Origin of the sequence: Streptomyces shinuiensis, from assembly GCF_043660855.1 — a bacterium.
In the GTDB taxonomy this organism is placed as follows: Bacteria; Actinomycetota; Actinomycetes; order Streptomycetales; family Streptomycetaceae; genus Streptomyces.
In genome coordinates this window covers 3,725,760-3,745,125 of sequence record NZ_JBIHML010000001.1, presented here as the reverse complement: position 1 = coordinate 3,745,125, position 19,366 = coordinate 3,725,760, and the positions used below count along the sequence as shown (strand labels likewise).

The following is a 19,366-nucleotide window of genomic DNA, read 5'->3' as shown; positions in this document are numbered from 1 at the left end:
GCGCCACCCGGGCCCGGCCCGCCGTACGCGCGCTCAGTCGACGAGCACCGACAGGTCCTGCCCGGCCCGCGGCACCGCCACCGTCCCCCGGTCGTCCGGGAGCGTCTGCACGGTGAACATCGGGACGCCGTCGTCCACCAGGGACAGCGTCCGGGCCGCGTGCACCGTCCCGCCCGACAGCCGTTCGACAGTGAGCGCGTAGTGCCCCTTCGCGCCCTCGGGCCGCAGATCGTCGACGGCCGTCGTGGTGCCGGCCTTGAGCTCGAGCGTCCTGCTGACCGGTTCGCCGCCGCCGCTGCCCGCCGACGCGGTCACCCGCACCTTCGCGGCCTTCCCCGGCGCCACCAGCGACAGGACCGTACCGCCGTCCTCGCCGCTCTCCGCACCGGCGTCGCTCCCGGCCGCGGACGCCCGCTCCCGAACGGGCGCGGTGGCGGGGATGAACGCCGTCTCCTGCCGCGTCCCCTCGCCGCGCAGCACCCGCAGCGCCGCCACGACCCGGGCGCCGCCGCCCTCCTCGGCCGGGGAGAGGATCAGCGAGCCGGGCTCGCCCCTGGTCACGTCGCCGAGGTCCACGGCGACGGTCGTACCGCTCCTGACGTGGAGGGTCTCCTGGCCCGCGGGGGTGATGGCGCCGGTGGGGGTGGCCAGCCGCACCTTCAGGTCCGCGTCCTTCCCACCGGGCGCGAAGGCGACCAGGCGTACGGCGGTGGCATCGGCCGGGATGCCCGGCAGGACCAGGGAGCCGCGGGAGCCGGCGGAGGCCGTCAGCCAGTCGCCGCCGAGCTTCTCGTCGAGCGACTGCACCTGGGCCCCGATCCGGCCGCTGCGCGCCACCACGTGCAGGACCACATTGGTGACCGGCTCCCGCGAGAGCGTGGAGAGCAGCACGGGGACCGTGGAGCGGCCGGGGACGTTGATGCCCTCGCCGCTCTCGGTCTTCACCGAGCCGTCCTTGCCGTACAGCTCCAGGTCGACCACGGCCGGGGCGTCGTCGGGGTTGGTGAGGTGGATGTAGTCGTGGCGCGACTTCGCGGTGCTCGCGCCGGGGAACCAGAACTCGGTGCCGGGCACCGTGCAGGACACGCCCAGCAGCCCGCGGCCGGTGCCCGCGGTGACGAGGGTGGTCTGCTGGACCGTCCAGCCGGGGGCGAGGCTTCCGTCGGCCGAGCCGGTCAGCGCGGGCGAACCGCTGCTGTCCGCCTCGGCGGCGACCGGGACACCGGGCTTCTCCAGGGGGACGACGGGGTCGGGCCCGTCGGCCTTCTTCCCGTCCTCGCTGCCGCGGCCGCCGCCTTCCAGGGTGCTCCCGGCCGGCAGCAGTCCGGCCCCGCTCCCCGCGCTCCCCCTGCGCTCGGCGCCGCCCTTGGGCGTGTAGGCCGTGTACGTGGTCTCGCCCACCTCGGAGGAGGCCGGCTGCGGGCACACCAGTGTGGAGCGTTCCACGGGAAGCCGGGCGGCTGCGGGGCCGGCGGCGGGCTCGCCGGCGGGGGTGGTCAGCGCCGCGACGCCGGTGACGGCGGCCAGCGCGGCGACCACGCCGATCAGGGGATGGGCGGTGCGGTTCATGCGCGGTCGCTCCTGTCGCCGTACGTCGTGCCGTCCTGGGTGCCCCGGCCGCGGCCGTACGTGTCGCCGTACGCGCCGCCGTACGGGGGCCGGGGGGACTGCCCGCCCTGTGCGTACGGGTCGCCCTGGCCGGCGTACTGCTCGTACTGCCGCCCGTCCCAGCCGTCCCGGCCCTGCTGCCGCGGCGCGTACGAGGGCTGGGGCCGCGGTGCCGGTACCGGTTCCGGTTCGGGCCCCGGTCCCGGTGCGGTCCCCGGCGGCGGGCCGTCCGCCGCCTCCTGTGCCGCGCGCAGCCTGCGGGCCCGCCGGCCCTCGCCCTCCACCGGCTGGGCCGGTACCGTCTCGGCCGCCTCGGGCAGGTCGTCGTCGACCTCGCGGCGGCGTCCGGGCAGCGCCATGACCAGCACCACCAGCACCAGGAAGCCCTGCGCCCAAGCCCACGCGGTGTGCGTCACGGGAGTCTCGTGGACCAGCTCCAGCCGGCCGCCCCGGGCAGGCAGTTCGAAGCCCTGCGCCCAGCCGTCCACGGTGACGGGCTTCAGCGGGCGCCCGTCCAGCGTGGCCCGCCAGCCGGGATCGGCGGCGTCGGCGATCCGCAGCACCCGCCCGGCGGGTCCGGCGGGGACACCGGTGCGCGCCTCGACCGGCCCGGCCGCGACGGTCACCGGCTCGGCCTCCGAGCCGCCCTTCCCCTTCGGAGGGACGATGGTGATCCGGGCGACCTGGGCGTCCACCCGCCACAGCGCGCTGCCGTCCTCCTGGCTGAGCCTGGACAGGCCCGGTGTCGCGTCCAGCACCGCACTCATCTCGGGAGGCGCGCCGTCGCGCACCAGGACGTAGCGGACGGCGTAGCCGCCGAGCTGCTCGGCCTGGTCGGCGCCGGAGCCCGCGACCAGGTTGCCGACGATCTCGTCCAGCCGCCGGTCGCCCCCGGCCCCGCGGGCCGTGTCGCCGTCGCCCAGCCGGGCGCCGGAGCCGCGGACGAGGGTGTACGAGACCCGGGCCGCAGCGGAGGAAGTGCTGCCCCCGGCGTCCCCGGCACCGGTGCCGGCGTCGCCGTCGAGGACGAGGGTGCGCGGCCGGTCCCGGGTGCCGCTCTCCTCGGCGACGAACGCCGGGACCTGCACCGGGCTGCGCCGCGACAGCGGCCCGTCGGCGCCGCCCACCATCCAGGCGGCGGCCGCCGCCAGGGGCGCCACGGCGGCCGCGAGGCCGATGAGGGCCGCGACCGGCTGCCGCCAGCCGAAGCTCTGGGCCGCGACCCGCCCGCGCGCGCCCTCGGCGCCGAGTACGGCCGCGGCCAGCAGGCCCAGGCCGTAGACGAGGGTGGCGGGCCCGGCCCAGCCGGAGCCGCCGGTGAGCGCGGCGAAGAGCAGGCCGCTCAGGGCGGTGGCCCAGGCGGCCAGGATCGCGGTGCGCCGCTCGGAGCGCAGCAGCGCGGCGAGGGCGGCGAGCACGACGCCGGCGAAGAGCGTCCCGCCCACCGTCCCGGGCCCGCCGGGGTCGAGGGCCAGCAGTCCGGTGGCGGAGGCGCTGCCCTCGCCGTACGGCAGCCCCGCCTCGCGCAGGAAGGCCGAGGGGCTGGTGAGCAGTCCCACCGACCACGGCGCCAGCAGCACCATCGGCACAACCAGCAGTACGGCGGCGCGGACCGCGTACGCCCCGGTGTGGGCGCGCTGCCGCGCGCGCAGGGCCAGCACGGTCAGCGCGAGTACGGCGGTGACCGGCCAGACGACGGGGGTGAAGGCGGTGGTGAGGGTGAGCAGGAGCGTCAGGGCCCACACGGGGCGCCAGCCCGGCCGGCCGTCCCCGGCCGGCCGCAGCCCCGAGGCCGCCACCGCGGCCCGGGCCATCAGCGGCAGGACGATCGCGAGCACGGCGGTGCCCAGCCGCCCGCCCGCCAGGGCGCCGGTGACGGCGGGCAGGAAGGCGTAGGCGACCGCGCCCCAGGCGCGCAGCAGCCGGGAGCCGACCAGCGGCCGGGATGCGAAGTAGGCGGTGAGCCCGGCCAGCGGAACCGAGCAGACCAGCAGCAGGGTGAGGGTGAACCCGGTGCTGCCGAGGAAGACGGTGGCGAGCGTGGCGAGGACCGCCAGGTACGGCGGTGCTGACTCGGCGACGCCGATGCCGACGGGCTGCCAGACCTCCAGGTGGCGCGACCACAGGTCGGCGGCGGAGCCGGGCGCGGGCAGCAGCGCGCCGCCCGCCAGCGCCCCGCCGCCCAGCAGTTCGCGGCAGGCGGCCAGAGAGGCGAGGAGGAGTACGGCGAAGAGCACGGGCCCCGGCCTGCGGGCGACCCGCTTCAGCCGGGCGAACTGCTCGACCTCCAGGAAGTCTGCGTCGTCGTCGCCGGGCCCGGTCTCGACGGCGCCGTGCCGCGCGCCGGAGGAGACGTCGGTGTCGGAGCGCCGGGCGAGGCTGCCCGCCACCTGGTCGGCGGTGGCGCGTACGGTCGCGCCCGGGGGCGGGAAGAGGGAGCGCAGTTCCGAGTGCGCCACCGCGGGTCTGCCGCGTCTGCGCCGGGCCGCGAGGATGCGTTCGGGGCGCAGGAGGGTGCCCATGAGCCCCCTGAACTCGTCGAGCGCCTGCCCGGGCACCTTGCCGACCAGGTAGGCGAGCATCCTCAGCAGGGTGCCGACGACCAGCCGCAGCAGGACCCAGGGCAGCTTCTTCCCGGGGGCGTTGACGAGCAGCGTGTAGACCGCGCCCGCCTTGTCCACGCGGTGCGGGCCGGCGACCGAGCGCCCGACGCAGTCGATGGGCCGTCTCTCCCTGGAGGACGCCTCGGCGTGCCGGACGACCGCGTCGGGTGCGACGAGCACCCGGTGCCCGGCTGCCTGGGCCCGCCAGCACAGGTCCACGTCGTCGCGCATCAGCGGCAGGTAGCGGTCGAAGCCGCCGAGCCGGTCGAAGACGTCGCGCCGTATGAGCATGCCGGCGGTGGAGACGGACAGCACCTGCCGCACCTGGTCGTACTGGCCCTGGTCCTGCTCCCGGCGGTCCAGGCCGGTCCAGCGCCGGCCGCTGTCGGCGATGGAGACGCCGACCTCCAGCAGTTGCCGGCGGTTGTACCAGCTGCGCAGCTTGGGGCCGACGACGGCGGCCGCCTCGTCGGCGTCGGCGACGCGGAGCAGCTCGGCGAGGGCGTCCGGCGCGGGCGCGCAGTCGTCGTGCAGCAGCCAGAGCCACTGGACGGGTTCGCCGTAGGGCAGTTCGGGCATGTCGTAGGCGTCGTCGCGCCAGGTCCGGGTGACCGGGTCCCAGCCGCTGGGCCGCTTGAGGTAGGGCAGGTCGTCGGGGCCGGGGACGGGCGCGGTGCGGGCCGCCTCGCCGACCGCCGCGCCGAAGCCGGTGCGGCGGGCGAGGTGCAGTACGCGGTCGGGGCCGAGCGCCTCGGTGACCAGCCGCGCGGAGTCGTCGGCGCTGCCGGTGTCGGCGGCGATCACGTCCTGCACCGGTCGCTCCTGGCCGGTGATCGCGGCCAGGGCGTCGGGCAGCCAGCGCTCGCCGTCGTGGGAGACGAGCACGGCGGTGACGACGTGCTTGGGGAACTCCGGCGGCCCGCCGGGGTCGGCCTCGGGCCGTGGTGCGGCGAACGCTGCTGTGGCCGCCTCGTACTGGGCCGCCGGGTGGCTGTGCACGGACATCGGGGTAGGGGCCCTCCGGCCGGGGTCCGGGGGTCGCCCCCCGGAAGGCTGCTGCGTCGGACTGCTGGAAGTGTGCTGGACGCGGGTGCCGTGCGCTCGGCGGCCGCGTCGTGGACGGCTCCCCACACTAATGGCTGAACGCATCCCGGCGTCCGGGGTCCCGGGTACTGGTACCCGCGCAGCGGTCCGCCCCCGCGCGGTGCGCGGGGGCGGACCGGTTGCTCTGTGTTCCGTGCGGCGTCCTGTGCCGTTTGGTCCGCCGGTTCCTCTTTCGCCTCTTCTGCCGCTTCTGTCGTTTCCGCCGCTTCGTCAGGCGGCCGCACGGCCGGGGCGTTGCGCGGGCGTTCGCCGGGAGGGCGGGGACGGGCGGTGCCGGTCCGTCAGACGGCGGCCTTCTTCAGGCGGCGGCGCTCGCGTTCCGACAGGCCGCCCCAGATACCGAAGCGCTCGTCGTTGGCGAGGGCGTACTCAAGGCACTCGGAGCGGACCTCGCAGGCGAGGCAGACCTTCTTGGCCTCTCTGGTGGAACCGCCCTTCTCGGGAAAGAAGGACTCGGGGTCGGTCTGGGCGCACAACGCGCGCTCCTGCCAGCCGAGCTCCTCGTCCGCCTCTTCGACCAGCAGTTGTTCGAACAGCTCGGTCATGCGCGCCCCTCGTCTGTCTTTACGTCCCCGTGATGCTGTCGTTATCGATCCCGGCCGAACGACACGAGTGAAATTACAAGTGTGTACATCCACGCGAGTCAAGCCGAGATCTGCTATTGAGCCCGTTATTCACTCTGCGGAACCAAAACCTTGCATTAAGTGTTTAAATCATCACAAACCATGACAGGCAGACCGGACATCTCGCCCAACCGACCCTCCCGTCCGGAAGGACGCGCCCGGGACCGGCCGCGTTGCCCTCCGCGCTCCGAAGCGACCTCGATCACACTCTGATCACAGATCCACAACGACGTTTGTGCGTGCGGATGTTGCGCCACTTGTCCGCTCCCGGCGCGCATAAACCTTTCGCCGACCCCGACAACCGGAAGTGGTGAAACACGGCTGCCAAACGGGCCGTCCGGTTGACGGCCGTTTGACAGCGAGACGAGGTACCCGTTCTCCTTGGTGTCATGCCAGCGATGCGCTCGTTCAGCCCGGCCCGCCACCGCGGGGCCCTTCGCGCTGCCTGTGCCCGCTGTCGCTGTTGCCGCCGTTGAGGTCCTGGGTCGAGGTTCCGAGGCTCCCCGGGCTCTGAGGTTCCCGGGGCGCACCGGGCCGCCGGGACGGCCGAGGCCGTCGGCGGCCCGACCGGTGGCGCGGAAGCACCCTTCCGCCGCGGCCTCCCACCCTCTTCTCCTCCGTCTCTCCTCCGCTTCCCCTCCCCTCCCGGCCCTCGTGCCTTCCCCGGGCTCCGCCCTCCCCCGCCCCGACCGCTCCCCGGAGGAACTCCCCACCGTGAACAGCGACGTCGAGATCGCCGGCGACCCGCTCGCCGTCCCCCACCTCCTGCCGCCCGTCCCCGAACACCCCTCCACCGTCGCCGGTTTCGCCGGCCTGGCCCGTACGATCGCCGCCGACCGCACCGCATGGGCCCCGCTCGTCCGGTACGACGCCACCACCCGCTGGTACCACCGGCTGCGCACCGGGCCCGGCTACGAGGTCTGGCTGCTGAGCTGGGTACCGGGCCAGGGCAGCGGACCGCACGGCCACGGCCCCTCCTCCGGGGTGCTCACCGTCCTGGACGGTGAGCTGACCGAGCGGACCGCGAGCGGGGAGCGTGCGCTCGGCGCCGGCGCGCAGCGGGTGTTCGCGCCCGGTCACGTCCACGAGGTCGTCAACGACGCCCTCGAGCCGGCCGTCAGCCTGCACGTGTACTTCCCCGGCCTCACCGAGATGCCGGTGCACGCTCCGCACGCCGTCTCGTACGCCCCGGCGGAGCGGGACGTGGACGCGCCCCGCAGTCCGCTGCCCGGCTGACGCCCCGCCCCGCCGGGGCGGTCCCGTGCTGAGAGACTGTCCGCATGCAGCGCATTGTGGTTCTGGCCGGGGGCATCGGTGGTGCCCGCTTCCTGCGTGGACTGAAGGAGGCCGCACCCGACGCCGAGATCACGGTCGTCGGCAACACCGGCGACGACATCCACCTGTTCGGCCTCAAGGTCTGCCCGGACCTCGACACGGTGATGTACACCCTGGGGGGCGGCATCCACGAGCAGCAGGGCTGGGGCCGCGCGGACGAGACCTTCGCCGTGAAGGAGGAGCTGGCGGCGTACGGCGTCGGCCCCGACTGGTTCGGCCTGGGCGACCGCGACTTCGCCACCCACATCGTGCGCACCCAGATGATCGGCGCCGGCTATCCGCTCAGCGCCGTCACCGAGGCGCTGTGCGCGCGCTGGCGGCCGGGGGTGCGGCTGCTGCCGATGACCGACGACCGGGTCGAGACCCATGTGGTGATCGAGGCCGAGGACGGCGGCCGCAAAGCCGTGCACTTCCAGGAGTACTGGGTGCGGCTGCGGGCGTCGGTGCCCGCGCAGGCGGTGATCCCCGTGGGTGCCGAGCAGGCCAAGCCGGCACCGGGCGTGCTGGAGGCCCTCTCGGAGGCGGACGTGGTCCTCTTCCCGCCGTCCAACCCCGTGGTCAGCATCGGCACCATCCTCGCCGTGCCCGGCATCCGCGAGGCGATCGCCGACGCCGGGGTGCCGGTGGTGGGCCTGTCCCCCGTCGTCGAAGGCGCCCCGGTGCGCGGGATGGCCGACAGGATGCTGGCCGCCATCGGTGTGGAGACCACGGCCGCGGCGGTGGCCGAGCACTACGGGTCCGGACTGCTGGACGGCTGGCTGGTGGACACCGCGGACTCCGGCGCCGTGGCCGGGGTCGAGGCGGCGGGCGTCCGCTGCCGGGCCGTGCCGCTGCTGATGACGGACGTCGAGGCCACCGCACGGATGGCGCGCGAGGCGCTCGGTCTCGCCGAGGAGGTGCGGATGTGACCGGCACGGACGCGCTCCCGGCGTACCGGGTGTGGGCGCTGCCCGGGATACCCGAGGTGCGGCCCGGCGACGACCTGGTGAAGCTGATCGCGGACGCGGCCACCGCCCCGGGCCTGCCCGGTCTGGCCCACGGCGACCTGCTGGTGGTGACGTCGAAGATCGTCAGCAAGGCCGAGGGGCGGGTGGTCGAGGCCGCCGGCCGGGAGGCCGCGATCGACGCCGAGACGGTACGGGTGGTCGCCCGGCGCGGTGAGGCGCGGATCGTCGAGAGCCGGCACGGCTTCGTGATGGCGGCTGCCGGGGTGGACGCCTCCAACACCCCGGCCGGGACGGTGCTCCTGCTGCCCGAGGACCCGGACGCCTCCGCGCGCCGGCTCCGCGAGGGCCTGCGGGAGCTGCTGGGCGTGACGGTCGGGGTCGTGGTCACCGACACCTTCGGGCGGCCGTGGCGCGTGGGGCAGACCGATGTCGCGATCGGCGCCGCCGGGGTCCGGGTCCTTCAGGACCTGCGCGGCGGCACCGACATGTACGGCAACCCGCTGGGCGTGACGGTCACGGCCGTCGGCGACGAACTGGCCGGGGCCGGGGAGCTGGTGAAGGGCAAGGCCGGCGGGCTGCCGGTCGCGGTTGTGCGGGGCCTGCCGCAGCACGTGCTGTGGGGCTCCCCCGGGGAGGGGGACGGCGGCGAGGAGGAGGAGACCGGAGCGCGGGCGCTGGTCCGCGCGGCAGGCGACGACATGTTCCGCCTGGGCGCCTCCGAGGCCGTACGGGAGGCGGTGACGCTGCGGCGCACCGTGCGGGAGTTCACCGGTGAGCCGGTGGACGGCGCGGCGGTACGGCGGGCGGTGGCCGCGGCGGTCACGGCCCCGGCGCCGCACCACACGACGCCGTGGCGCTTCGTCCTGCTGGAGTCGGCCGCCTCGCGCACCCGGCTGCTGGACGCCATGCGGGAGGCCTGGATCGCCGATCTGCGCGCCGACGGGAAGAGCGAGGAGAGCATCGCGAAGCGGGTCCGGCGCGGGGACGTGCTGCGGAACGCGCCGTACCTGGTGGTGCCGTGCCTGGTGACCGAGGGGGCGCACGACTACCCGGACGCGCGGCGCTCCGCCGCCGAGCGCGAGATGTTCGTGGTCGCGGCCGGGGCCGGAGTGCAGAACCTGCTGGTCGCCCTGGCGGGCGAGGGGCTGGGGTCGGCGTGGGTGTCGTCCACCATGTTCTGCCGCGACGTGGTGCGCGAGGCGCTGGACCTGCCCGGCGGCTGGGACCCGATGGGCGCGGTGGCCGTGGGCCGGGCGGCCGCCCCGCCGAAGGCGCGCCCGCCGCGGCGGGCCGGGGACTTCACCGTCGTCCGCTGACGGGCGCGGTTGCGGGCGCGGGCGCGGTCACAGGCGTGCGATGTCGCCGCGCGGGAAGCGCGGCGCACGGCGGGGCGGGATACGGCCGGTGGCCAGGATCAGCCGTGTGGCGCGGTGGCGCTGGCCCGCGTAGGGGGCGAGCAGTTCCAGCATCCGCGCGTCGTCACCGTCGCGTGCGCCGGTGAGCGCGTAGACCACGGTTCCCGGCAGGTGCAGGTCGCCGACCGTCACCGCGTCCGCCGCGCCGCTGACGCGCTGGAGGGTCTCGGCCGCCGTCCACGGGCCGATGCCGGGGATCGCCGTCAGGCGGGTCACCGCCGCGGCCGGGTCCATGCGCGCGGCCTCCTCCATGCGCCGGGCGCGCGCCACCGCGCGCAGGATCGCCGAGGAGCGCTTGTCGTCCACCCCGGCCCGGTGCCACTCCCACGAGGGAATCAGCGCCCAGGTGCGCGGCCCGGGCATCACGTACATGTGCTCCGGCAGCCGGCCGGGCGGGCCCGGCGCGGGCTCGCCGTACCGGCGCAGCAGCAGCCGCCAGGCGCGGTACGCCTCGTCCGTGGTGACCTTCTGCTCCAGGATCGAGGGGATCAGCGACTCCAGCACCAGCCCGGTGCGCACCAGCCGCAGCCCGGGGTGACGGCGGTGCGCCTCGGCCACGAGCCGGTGGCGGGGAACGAAGGCCGACGGGTCGTCGCCGGCGCCGAGCAGCGCCGGGAGGCGGTCGAGGATCCACTCGGCTCCCGGCCCCCACGACTCGGCCACCACCTCGCCCGCGCCCGCGTCCGGCGCGACGCGCAGCGTGGCCGGGCCCAGGGGGGTGCGGGAGGCCCGCCAGACCGCGCCGCCGGCCGCCCGGTGGGCGGGGTCGTACGGGCCGCGCTGGAGCACCCGCAGGTTGCGGCGCAGGTCGTGCGGCCCGAACGGCTGCGGCGGGGCCCAGCGGCGGACGGCGGGATCGGGACAGGGGCCGGAGCCGGAGCCGAGGTCGGAGTCGGTCACGGTTCGGCGCTCCGGTTCAGCAGTCGGAGGAGAAGCGGACCGAGCCCGCTTCCAGGCGGGCGCCGCACCACACCCGGATGCCGTCGCGCAGTTCGTTGTCCTCGCCGACGACCGCACCGTCTCCGATGACCGCGCCCTCCAACACCGTACGCGCCCCTATGCGCGCTCCCGCGCCGATGAGCGAGTCGCGCACGACGGCGCCCGGTCCGACGACCGCGCCGTCCAGCACCGTGCTGCCGTGCACCCGGGCCCCCTCTCCGATCGCCGCGCCCGCACTGACCGCCGTACCACCGGTCAGCCTGGCACCGGGGGCCACCTCCGCGCCGTCCAGCACCAGCCGCTCGCCGCTGCGGCCGGGCACGGCCGGGGAGGGCGCGTGGCCGAGCACCAGGTCGGCCGAGCCGCGGACGAAGGCCTGCGGGGTGCCCAGGTCGAGCCAGTAGGTGGAGTCGACCATGCCCTGCAGATGGGCGCCTTCGGCGAGCAGTCCGGGGAAGGTCTCGCGCTCGACGGAGACCGGGCGGCCGGCGGGAATGGCGTCGATCACGGACCGGTCGAAGACGTACGCGCCCGCGTTGATCTGGTCGGTGACGATCTCCTCGGGGGTCTGCGGCTTCTCCAGGAAGGCGGTGACCCGGCCGTCGGCGTCGGTGGGGACCAGGCCGAAGGCGCGCGGGTCGGCGACCTTCGTCAGATGGAGGGAGACGTCGGCGCCGGAGGAGGTGTGGGTCTCCACCAAATCGCGGATGTCGAGGCCGGTGAGGATGTCGCCGTTGAAGACCAGCACCGGGTCGTCGGGGCCGCAGTGGAGCCGGGAGGCGACGTTGCGGATGGCCCCGCCGGTGCCCAGCGGCTCCTTCTCGGTGACGTACTCCAGGTGGAGCCCCAGGTCCGAGCCGTCGCCGAAGTACGGCTCGAAGACCTCGGCGAGGTAGGAGGTGGCGAGTACGACGTGCTCGACCCCGGCCGCGCGGGCACGGGCCAACTGGTGGGTGAGGAAGGGGACTCCCGCCGCCGGGACCATGGGCTTGGGGGTGTGGACCGTCAGCGGCCGCAGCCGGGTTCCCCTGCCCCCGACGAGGAGGATCGCTTCTGTCACCGGTTCTTCTCTGCTTCCTGCTGGGGACCGTGCCTGGTGGCCGGGCCAGTGTAGGCGGCCCGGCCGGCACGGTCCCCGGCGCGGCAGGCCGCCGGCCCGGGGCCGCGCCGGTTGCGCGTACGGCCCTGGGCGGCGCTACCTGCCCTGCAGCCGGGCCGCGGTGGCCCGGATGGTGCCCAGCCTGGCGTAGAGCCGGTCTCCCGGGCAGCCGGTGACGTAGCCGTCCCGGTGTCCGGAGACGGTACGGAGCCCGACCGTGGTGCCCTTGGGGTACTTGCCGCCGCCGGACGTCATGGCGGCGGTGCCGCGCGGGTCGACGCCGTGCAGGCCGAGCTTCCAGGCGACGAGCTTGGAGACGGCGTTCACCGCGGCCCCTGAGGGGTTGGCGCTGTTGTACGAGCCGAGGACGGCGATGCCGGTGCTGTCGTGGTTGAAGCCGTAGGTGTGGGCTCCCATCACCGGGTTGGCCACGCCGCCGGCGCGTCCCTCGTAGATCTTTCCGCACTTGTCGACGAAGAAGTTGTAGCCGACGTCCCGCCAGCCGTTGCTCTGGACGTGGTAGCGGTAGATGCCCCGGATGATGGCGGCGGACTGGCCGCACGAGTAGTTGTTGCTCATCGCCGTGTGGTGGACGAAGGCCATCTTGACCGTCTTGGTGTAGAGGAACGGTCCGCGCAGCCGCTCGTCGGCCCCCCATCCCCTGCGGGTGACGATGCCGGGCCGGGGGCCGATGGGGGCGCCGGCCCCGGCCCTCGACTGCCCGGTCCGGCCGGTCTGCTCTGCCTGGCCGGTGGCTCGTACCGCGAGCAGGTCCTGGCCGGCCTCCTGCCGGTCCAGAGCCGGGATCTCCAGGGCTCCGGCCGGGGCGAGCGCGGAGTTCGCCTCGCCCGCGGGGTTCTCCTTCCCGGAGTCGGCGGCGGGGTCGTCGCCCGGGTGGACCAGGTCCAGGCGCAGCCCCCCGGGCAGCCGGTGCGCTCCTGAGGCGCCCTCATCCGGCAGGACACGGGCCTGTACGCCGTCGCAGTCGCCCACCCACAGCGGTGCCGTCGCCCCGCGCACCTTGTCACCGCGGGACTCGGCCGAGTCGGGGTCGGGCCGGTCGGCGTGGGTCTCCAGGTCCTGCCAGGACGACCACTCGCCGGTGGCCGCGGACTTGGTGCGCACCTGGATCCGGCCGTGCAGTTCCTCCTCCGGGTCGTCCCAGACCACGCCGAGCAGCGCGAAGGGTTCGACCTCGCGGGCCGGGAGGCCGAGGGACACCGAGTCGGACGAGCCGGGCGGGGTGGTCGTGGGCGGCGGGGTGAGGGGCACGAGCGGCAGCGACTGGGTGCTGCCGGGCAGCCGGGGAGCCGACACGGACTCGGTGGCGGGTGCGGGGGCCGCGGAGGCGCTGTTCGCCAGGCCGCCGGGCGCGGTCAGCGGCAGCACCGCGGCCGCTGCGCACGCGACGCCGATCGATGACGCAATGAATGCACGCATAAATCTGATATTGGACACAGGGGATATGGCTGTCTAACGGGGAGCTGACACCCGGTCGCCCTGAGTCGTGCTCACCGGGCACCGGAAGCACCCCCGTTCCGGCGCCTCCGGGCGGCGGCCCGCGTACCCTGGCGCCGATGAACACCACCGATCGCACCCCTGCCGACCTGCTGCGATCCGCGCTCGCCGCGGACGCCGCCCGCCCGCTGGTGACCTTCTACGACGACGCCACCGGCGAGCGCGTCGAACTCTCCGTCGCCACCCTCGCCAATTGGGTGGCGAAGACGGCCAACCTCCTGCAGGGCGAACTGTCCGCCGAACCCGGCGACCGGCTCGCGCTGCTGCTGCCCGCCCACTGGCAGACCGCGGTCTGGCTGCTGGCCTGTTCCTCCACCGGAGTCGTCGCCGAACTGCCCGCCGGCGCGGCCGGCACAGCGGACACGGCCCCGGCCTCCTCCCTCGCCGCGGCCGCCGACCTCGTCGTCAGCGGCCCGGACACCCTGGAGGCGGCCCGCGCCTGCACCGGCGAGCGCATCGCGCTCAGCCTGCGCCCCCTGGGTGGCCGCTTCCCCCGGCCGCCCGAGGGCTTCACCGACTACGCCGTCGAGGTGCCGGGCCAGGGCGACCACTTCGCCCCCTTCGCCCCCGTCGAGCCGGACGCGCCCGCACTGGTCGTCGGCGGGGAGGAGCTGACCGGGGCGCAGGTCGTCGAGCGCGCCCGCGCCGACGCCGGGGCGCGCGGACTCGGCCCAGGCGCACGCCTGCTGTCGGGACTGCCGTACGGCACCTGGGAAGGGCTCTCCGCCGGACTGTTCGCCCCGCTGGCCGCCGGAGGCTCGGTCGTGCTCTGCCGCCATCCGGACCGTCTGGACGCGGCGGGGCTGGAGGAGCGCGGGCGGAGCGAGCGCATCACCCACACGGCCGACTGACCCACCGTCGGACGCGCCCGCCCGCCCGCCCCGGTCCCGGCATGCGCCCCGCGATCGAACGCACCCCCCGGTCTCCGGCCGCGCGGAGGTTTTCTCCCCCTCCGGCACAACCACCGGCCCCTCCCGGGTGTCTGTACAGAAGACCGGCGACCGCACGGCTGTGCGCGCAATCGCCGCCGACCGCTGAGGGATGAACACATACGTGACCGAACCCGAGGACGCGCAGCACACCGGCCTCCCCCACCCGCCGCCCAGGCCACGCCGCCGGTGGCTGCGCTGGGCCGCGCTGGGCGCGTCGCTCGCCGTACTCGCGGCGGGCGGCGCGGCCTGGGCCCTCTACAGCAGACTCGACGGCAACATCCGCACCGACACGGAGGCCGTCGACCAGCTGCGGCGCTTCGACCGGGAGCGCCCCGCCGCGGTCGTGCACGAGGCGAAGAACATCCTGCTCATCGGTTCCGACGACCGCAGCGGCGACAACGGCAGGTACGGGCGGGACAGCGGCACCCAGCGCTCCGACACCACGATCCTGCTCCACCTGTCCGCCGACCGCTCCAGCGCCACCGGGGTGTCGGTACCGCGGGATTTGATGGTGGACATACCCGAGTGCCCCGCGCCTGACGGCACGGCCGCCGGGCCCCTGTTCGCGCAGTTCAACTGGGCCTACGGGATGGGCGGGGCGGCCTGCACGATCCGCACCGTCGAGAACCTGACCGGCATCCGCGTGGACCACCACCTGATCGTGGACTTCACCGGCTTCGAGAAGCTGGTGGACGCGGTCGGCGGCGTCGAGGTGTGCCTGGCCGAGCCCGTGAACGACCCCGACGCCCATCTCGTCCTGGACGCCGGGCCCCAGCGGCTCGACGGCGAGCAGGCCCTCGGCTACGTACGCGCCCGCAAGGGCATCGGCGACGGCAGCGACACCCAGCGGATGGAGCGGCAGCAGGAGTTCCTCTCCACCATGCTGCGCCAGGTGCGCGACGACGGGCTCCTGACCGATCCGGCCGAGCTCTACCGGGTGCTGGACGCGGTGACGTCGTCGCTCACGGCCGATCCCGGACTGGACTCCCTCTCCGAGCTGTACGACCTGATCAGCGGCGTTCGCGGCATACCCGAGGAGCGGGTGCGGTTCATGACCGTGCCACGGCAGCCGTACACCTACGACCCCAACCGCGACGAGCTGGTGCAGCCGGACGCGGACCTGCTGTTCGAGGCGCTGCGCGAGGACCGGCCGGTGCCGGAGGAAGGGCTGCGCCCTTCCGGGTCTCCCTCCGCCGCGCCGTCCGCCGGGGCGGGAGTCCCCGCGTCGGACACCGGGACCGGAGCGCCTGAGCCGAGCGGTTCGCCCACCGGTTCACCGTCCGCCGGAGAGCCTGCGGACGGTACGGCCGGGAGCCTGTGCGGATGAGCGCGGGCGCACCGGAACGCGAGAGAAACAGCACAGAGGACCGCTCAAGGGATTGGAATGGAATGTCCGATTGGGGAAGAAAGTAACCTGCCCACAGGGGTGCTTGACACCGGGCCGCGGCAGATAGTGTGAGCAATCCGGTGCGCTCGCCCATGAACGCTGCGCACCGCTGGAGACCGACCGAGCGCCTTGATGCCTGGCAGGTAAGGCGCTGCGTGGCACGACGGAGGACTCAGGCGACCGTGGACGCGCAAAGCCGTGGGCGGGCGGGTGACATCGATCCCGCAGACCAGTGGGTGTTCGACCCGGAGACGGGCGACTACAAACTGCGACCGACGGCCCCCGCTGCGCGACCGTCCCCCTCCCCTCGCCGGTCCTCGCCGACCGGCGGACCCGCGCCCAGCGCCGGCCGCCGGCCGGCCCCGCCGCACAGCGAGGTGCCCCGGCAGCGCAGGCGTCGTCCGGAGGGCGACGGTACGCCGAAGGAAGGCGCGGGGAACGGTGCGGAGGACGGCGAGAAGCCTGCCGGACGGGCCGCGGCACGCCAGGCGGCGGGTGGCCGCGCGGCCGCGCGCCAGGCCGCGGGCGGCAGGGCGGCCTCCCGGCGCAAGGCCAGGCCGAAGAAGTCCACGAAGAAGAAGGTGCTGCTGTGGACGGGCGGTGTGACGGCCTTCCTGGTCACCGGCACCGCCGTCGCCGCCTACCTCGCCTACGAGCACTTCAACGCCAACATCGACACCGTCGACGTCGGTGACGCCGCCGAGGGCGGCTTCGGCAGCGACGGCCCGCTCAACATCCTGCTGATCGGCACCGACAAGCGAACCGGCGAGGGCAACAAGGGCTACGGCGACAACGACAGCCCCGGCCACGCCGACACCACGTTCCTCTTCCACGTCTCGGCGGACCGCACCAACGCGACCGTGATGAGCATCCCCCGGGACCTGATCACCGACATCCCGGACTGCCCCACCAGGCAGGAGGACGGCACCACCGAGGTCGTCCCGGGCCAGCAGGACGTCCGGTTCAACATCAGCCTCGGCCAGGCGGGCCGGGATCCGGGCTGCACCATGCGCACCGTCGGCGAACTGACGGGGCTGGACATCCACCACTTCATGATGGCGGACTTCAACGCCGTCAAGACGCTGACCACCGCGGTCGGCGGCGTCCCGGTCTGCCTGGAGAAACCGGTCGACGACCCCAAGTCCCATCTGAAGCTGCCCGCCGGCGAGAGCGTCGTCGAGGGCGAGCAGGCCCTGGCCTTCGTCCGCACCCGCAACAGCTTCGGGAACAGCGGCGACCTGGACCGCATCAAGGTCCAGCAGCAGTTCCTGAGTTCGATGATCCGCCAGTTCAAGTCGAACGACACCCTCACCGACCCGGGCAAGCTGTGGGACCTGGCGGAAGCGGCCACCAAGGCGCTCACCGTCGACACCGGCATCGGCACCATCAAGAAGCTGAGCGCCCTGGGCGGGGAGCTCAGCGGCATCAAGACCAAGAACATCTCCTTCCTGACGCTTCCGGTGGTCGACAACCCCACGGAGAAGATCAAGGCCACGGTCATACCCGACCCCACCAAGGCCCCCCAGGTCTTCGCGATGCTGCGGGAGGACATCTCCTTCACCGAGGTGGAGAAGAAGGAGAAGGCCGCCAAGGACAGGGCCAAGAAGGAGCAGGAGGCGCTGCTCAAGGGCGAGCGGGCCGCGGCCTCCGACGTACGTGTGGAGATCCTCAACGGCGGGAAGATCGCCGGGGCCGCGCAGACGACGCTCACCTGGCTGCAGAACACCCAGAGCGTGCTGAAGTCCAGCAACGGCGGCAACGCGCCCGAGCAGCTCGACAGGACGACCCTGGAGTACGGGCCCGGCCAGGCCGACCAGGCCCGCAGGCTCGCCGACATCATGGGCCTGCCCGCCTCGGCCCTGAAGCCCGGCGCCGAGGACGCCGGGCCGATGGAGCCGATGGTCCTGACACTCGGCGCCGACTTCAAGGAGGCCGGCGTCCCCATCGCCGCCCCGGCGAAGGCCCCGGAGAACCTCGGGAACGTGGAAGCCGACGAGAAGATATGCGCCAAGTGATTCCCGAGCGCCGCTTCCGCGCACGGGCCGAGTCGTAGGGAGAGGGCCCGTTGGGGCAGCGCACCACAGGGGGGAGAGGCGCACACGAACGCGCCCCTCGGCCGGAGGACTTCGGCTGGAACGACAGCATGTACGACGAGCCGGACGCATCCGGGGAACCGGAGGGGGCCGTGAGGCCCGGGGAAAGCCGGGAGGACGGAGGCGGCGGCCCCGGGGACGCGACGCCCGCGTCCGGCGGTCCGGGCCGCCGCTCCGGCGGTCCGAAGCGGCGACCGGGCCGCGGCATGCGGGTGCTGCGCTGGGCGGCGCTCTCCCTCTCCGTGCTGATACTCGGCACGGCGGGCGCCGCCTACCTCTACTACGAGCACCTCAACGACAACCTCACCAAGGAACCCCTCACCCTCGGCGACAACCAGCTCAAACACCGGCAGAACGCGGAAGGCCGCACCCCCCTCAACATCCTGCTGCTGGGTTCCGACAGCCGTAACTCCGAGCGGAACCTCGAACTCGGCGGTTCCCGGGACGACGTGGGGCGCAAGCCGCTGGCCGACGTCCAGATGCTGCTGCACCTGTCGGCCGACCGCGACAGCATCTCGGTGCTCAGCATCCCCCGGGACACCAAGGTGACCATCCCCGAGTGCACCGGCCCCGAGGACGAGTCGACGCACCCGCAGACGATCGGCAAGATCAACTCCAGTCTCCAGTACGGCGGGCCGGGCTGCACGGTCGCCACCTGGATGGAGCTGACCGGCATCCCCATCGACCACTTCATGATGATCGACTTCGCGGGTGTGGTGGACATGGCCGACGCGGTGGGCGGCGTCCCGGTCTGCGTGGACCGCAACGTCCACGACAGCAAGTCCGGTCTGCGCCTGGAGGCGGGCGAGACCACCGTACGCGGCGAGCAGGCCCTGCAGTGGCTGCGCACCCGGCACGGTTTCGGGGACGGCACGGACATCGGCCGGGCGCGGGCTCAGCACATGTACATGAACTCGATGGTGCGCCGGCTCAAGGCGGGCACCAAGCTCACCGACCCGGGCAAGCTCAGGTCGCTCGCCGAGGCCGCCACCGAGGCGCTCACCGTCGACGACGGCATCGAGGGCGTCAAGGACCTCTACGACCTGGGCAACGAACTCAAGCAGGTCCCCACCGAGCGGATCACCATGGTCACCATGCCGTGGGAGTACTCCGACGGCGGCAGCTACGTGGTGCCCAAGCCCGGCGACGCCGAGAAGGTCTTCTCCCTCATCCGGGACGACATCGCCCTCGACGGCAAGGACGAGAAGCCGAAGAGGGAGAAGAAGACCTCCGATCCGGCCGCTCCGGCCGGCGAGATCCCGGTGCAGGTCCGCAACGGCACCCGCACCGTCACCCTCGGCCCCGTCAACGGCCGCGCCGGCGTCATCACCGAGGAGCTGCGGCGGCTCGGCTTCGCCCGGGCCGGGACCGACCCGGAGGAGGCCCCCCAGGCCGACACCACCGTGTCGTACCCGAGCGAGGACCTGCGCGGTGACGCCCTGGCCGTGGCCGAGGCCCTGGGCCTGCCCGAGCGTTCCGTACGCCAGTCCGCCGGCGTCGAACAGGTCACCGTGGTGATCGGCGCCGACTGGCGGGAGGGGAACTCCTACCCCGGGCAGCCCGCACCGGAGGAGGACGACGAGCGCGGAGCCCCCGAGAGCGCGAACGCGCTCAACGGCGACGAGGAGAAGTGCATGAACGTCAACCCCGCCCACACCTGGTGATCCGCTGACCTGACGCCCCCGGCGAGGCGGGAGGGAACGGGAGGACGGGAACGGGCCGCGCCCCCGGGGGACGGGGGCGCGGCCCGTGGTCCGTGCGGC

General features: G+C 74.3%; 13 protein-coding genes. 7 read left to right on the top strand and 6 right to left on the bottom strand.

Annotation, left to right across the window (positions count from 1 at the left end; genetic code table 11):
* Positions 1-33: 33 nt before the first annotated feature.
* From ACGRHY_RS17085 to ACGRHY_RS17075, 3 genes are all read right to left on the bottom strand, one after another.
* The gene (locus ACGRHY_RS17085; RefSeq protein WP_394636197.1) at positions 34-1,569 is read right to left on the bottom strand and encodes a DUF5719 family protein; all 1,536 of its coding nucleotides are present in this window, start codon (positions 1,567-1,569) and stop codon (positions 34-36) included.
* Positions 1,566-5,216: a glycosyltransferase gene (locus tag ACGRHY_RS17080; protein WP_394636196.1), complete on the bottom strand. Its 3,651-nt coding sequence runs from the start codon at positions 5,214-5,216 to the stop codon at positions 1,566-1,568. The genes ACGRHY_RS17085 and ACGRHY_RS17080 overlap by 4 nt, the downstream gene beginning before the upstream one ends.
* A 380-nt stretch (positions 5,217-5,596) precedes the next feature.
* Positions 5,597-5,860, bottom strand: coding sequence for a WhiB family transcriptional regulator (locus ACGRHY_RS17075; protein WP_003950432.1), 264 nt, complete (start codon positions 5,858-5,860; stop codon positions 5,597-5,599).
* Between the two features lie 792 nt (positions 5,861-6,652).
* Between ACGRHY_RS17075 and ACGRHY_RS17070 the strand changes: the two genes are divergently transcribed.
* From ACGRHY_RS17070 to ACGRHY_RS17060, 3 genes are read left to right on the top strand one after another with little or no spacing between them, the layout of a single operon-like run.
* The gene (locus tag ACGRHY_RS17070; protein WP_394636195.1) at positions 6,653-7,174 is read left to right on the top strand and encodes a cysteine dioxygenase; all 522 of its coding nucleotides are present in this window, start codon (positions 6,653-6,655) and stop codon (positions 7,172-7,174) included.
* A gap of 44 nt (positions 7,175-7,218) precedes the next feature.
* On the top strand, positions 7,219-8,181 hold the full coding sequence (cofD, locus tag ACGRHY_RS17065) for a 2-phospho-L-lactate transferase (RefSeq protein WP_394636194.1): 963 nt from the start codon (positions 7,219-7,221) through the stop codon (positions 8,179-8,181).
* On the top strand, positions 8,178-9,536 hold the full coding sequence (locus ACGRHY_RS17060; protein WP_394636193.1) for a coenzyme F420-0:L-glutamate ligase: 1,359 nt from the start codon (positions 8,178-8,180) through the stop codon (positions 9,534-9,536). The genes cofD and ACGRHY_RS17060 overlap by 4 nt, the downstream gene beginning before the upstream one ends.
* Positions 9,537-9,563: 27 nt before the next feature.
* On the opposite strand, the gene ACGRHY_RS17055 is transcribed toward ACGRHY_RS17060, so the two are convergent.
* The 3 genes from ACGRHY_RS17055 to ACGRHY_RS17045 form a co-directional block, all read right to left on the bottom strand.
* Positions 9,564-10,535 carry a DNA-3-methyladenine glycosylase family protein gene (locus ACGRHY_RS17055; protein ID WP_394636192.1) on the bottom strand — a complete coding sequence of 324 codons (972 nt, stop codon included), beginning with the start codon at positions 10,533-10,535 and terminating at the stop codon, positions 9,564-9,566.
* A gap of 16 nt (positions 10,536-10,551) precedes the next feature.
* Positions 10,552-11,634 (bottom strand): mannose-1-phosphate guanylyltransferase, encoded by a 1,083-nt coding sequence (manB, locus tag ACGRHY_RS17050; RefSeq protein WP_394636191.1) that lies wholly within the window; start codon positions 11,632-11,634, stop codon positions 10,552-10,554.
* A gap of 135 nt (positions 11,635-11,769) precedes the next feature.
* The gene (locus ACGRHY_RS17045) at positions 11,770-13,113 is read right to left on the bottom strand and encodes a peptidoglycan recognition protein family protein (protein WP_394636190.1); all 1,344 of its coding nucleotides are present in this window, start codon (positions 13,111-13,113) and stop codon (positions 11,770-11,772) included.
* Positions 13,114-13,250: 137 nt separating this feature from the next.
* Here ACGRHY_RS17045 and ACGRHY_RS17040 point away from each other — a divergent pair, with 137 nt between their 5' ends.
* The 4 genes from ACGRHY_RS17040 to ACGRHY_RS17025 all read left to right on the top strand — a co-directional run bounded on the left by ACGRHY_RS17040 (position 13,251) and on the right by ACGRHY_RS17025 (position 19,267).
* The gene (locus ACGRHY_RS17040) at positions 13,251-14,042 is read left to right on the top strand and encodes a TIGR03089 family protein (RefSeq protein WP_394636189.1); all 792 of its coding nucleotides are present in this window, start codon (positions 13,251-13,253) and stop codon (positions 14,040-14,042) included.
* Between the two features lie 190 nt (positions 14,043-14,232).
* Positions 14,233-15,450 (top strand): LCP family protein, encoded by a 1,218-nt coding sequence (locus tag ACGRHY_RS17035; RefSeq protein WP_394636188.1) that lies wholly within the window; start codon positions 14,233-14,235, stop codon positions 15,448-15,450.
* Positions 15,451-15,692: 242 nt separating this feature from the next.
* Positions 15,693-17,525 (top strand): LCP family protein, encoded by a 1,833-nt coding sequence (locus ACGRHY_RS17030; protein ID WP_394636187.1) that lies wholly within the window; start codon positions 15,693-15,695, stop codon positions 17,523-17,525.
* Positions 17,526-17,653: 128 nt separating this feature from the next.
* Positions 17,654-19,267, top strand: coding sequence for an LCP family protein (locus ACGRHY_RS17025; protein WP_394636186.1), 1,614 nt, complete (start codon positions 17,654-17,656; stop codon positions 19,265-19,267).
* Positions 19,268-19,366: the final 99 nt, after the last annotated feature.

What these genes read in the sequence shown, in the direction of transcription:
- ACGRHY_RS17085 (WP_394636197.1), bottom strand. Translation starts at nt 1,569, where the DNA reads ATGAACCGCACCGCCCATCCCCTGATCGGCGTGGTCGCCGCGCTGGCC.
- ACGRHY_RS17080 (WP_394636196.1), bottom strand. Translation starts at nt 5,216, where the DNA reads ATGTCCGTGCACAGCCACCCGGCGGCCCAGTACGAGGCGGCCACAGCA.
- ACGRHY_RS17075 (WP_003950432.1), bottom strand. Translation starts at nt 5,860, where the DNA reads ATGACCGAGCTGTTCGAACAACTGCTGGTCGAAGAGGCGGACGAGGAG.
- cofD (WP_394636194.1), top strand. Translation starts at nt 7,219, where the DNA reads ATGCAGCGCATTGTGGTTCTGGCCGGGGGCATCGGTGGTGCCCGCTTC.
- ACGRHY_RS17045 (WP_394636190.1), bottom strand. Translation starts at nt 13,113, where the DNA reads ATGCGTGCATTCATTGCGTCATCGATCGGCGTCGCGTGCGCAGCGGCC.
- ACGRHY_RS17040 (WP_394636189.1), top strand. Translation starts at nt 13,251, where the DNA reads ATGAACACCACCGATCGCACCCCTGCCGACCTGCTGCGATCCGCGCTC.
- ACGRHY_RS17035 (WP_394636188.1), top strand. Translation starts at nt 14,233, where the DNA reads ATGAACACATACGTGACCGAACCCGAGGACGCGCAGCACACCGGCCTC.
- ACGRHY_RS17025 (WP_394636186.1), top strand. Translation starts at nt 17,654, where the DNA reads ATGTACGACGAGCCGGACGCATCCGGGGAACCGGAGGGGGCCGTGAGG.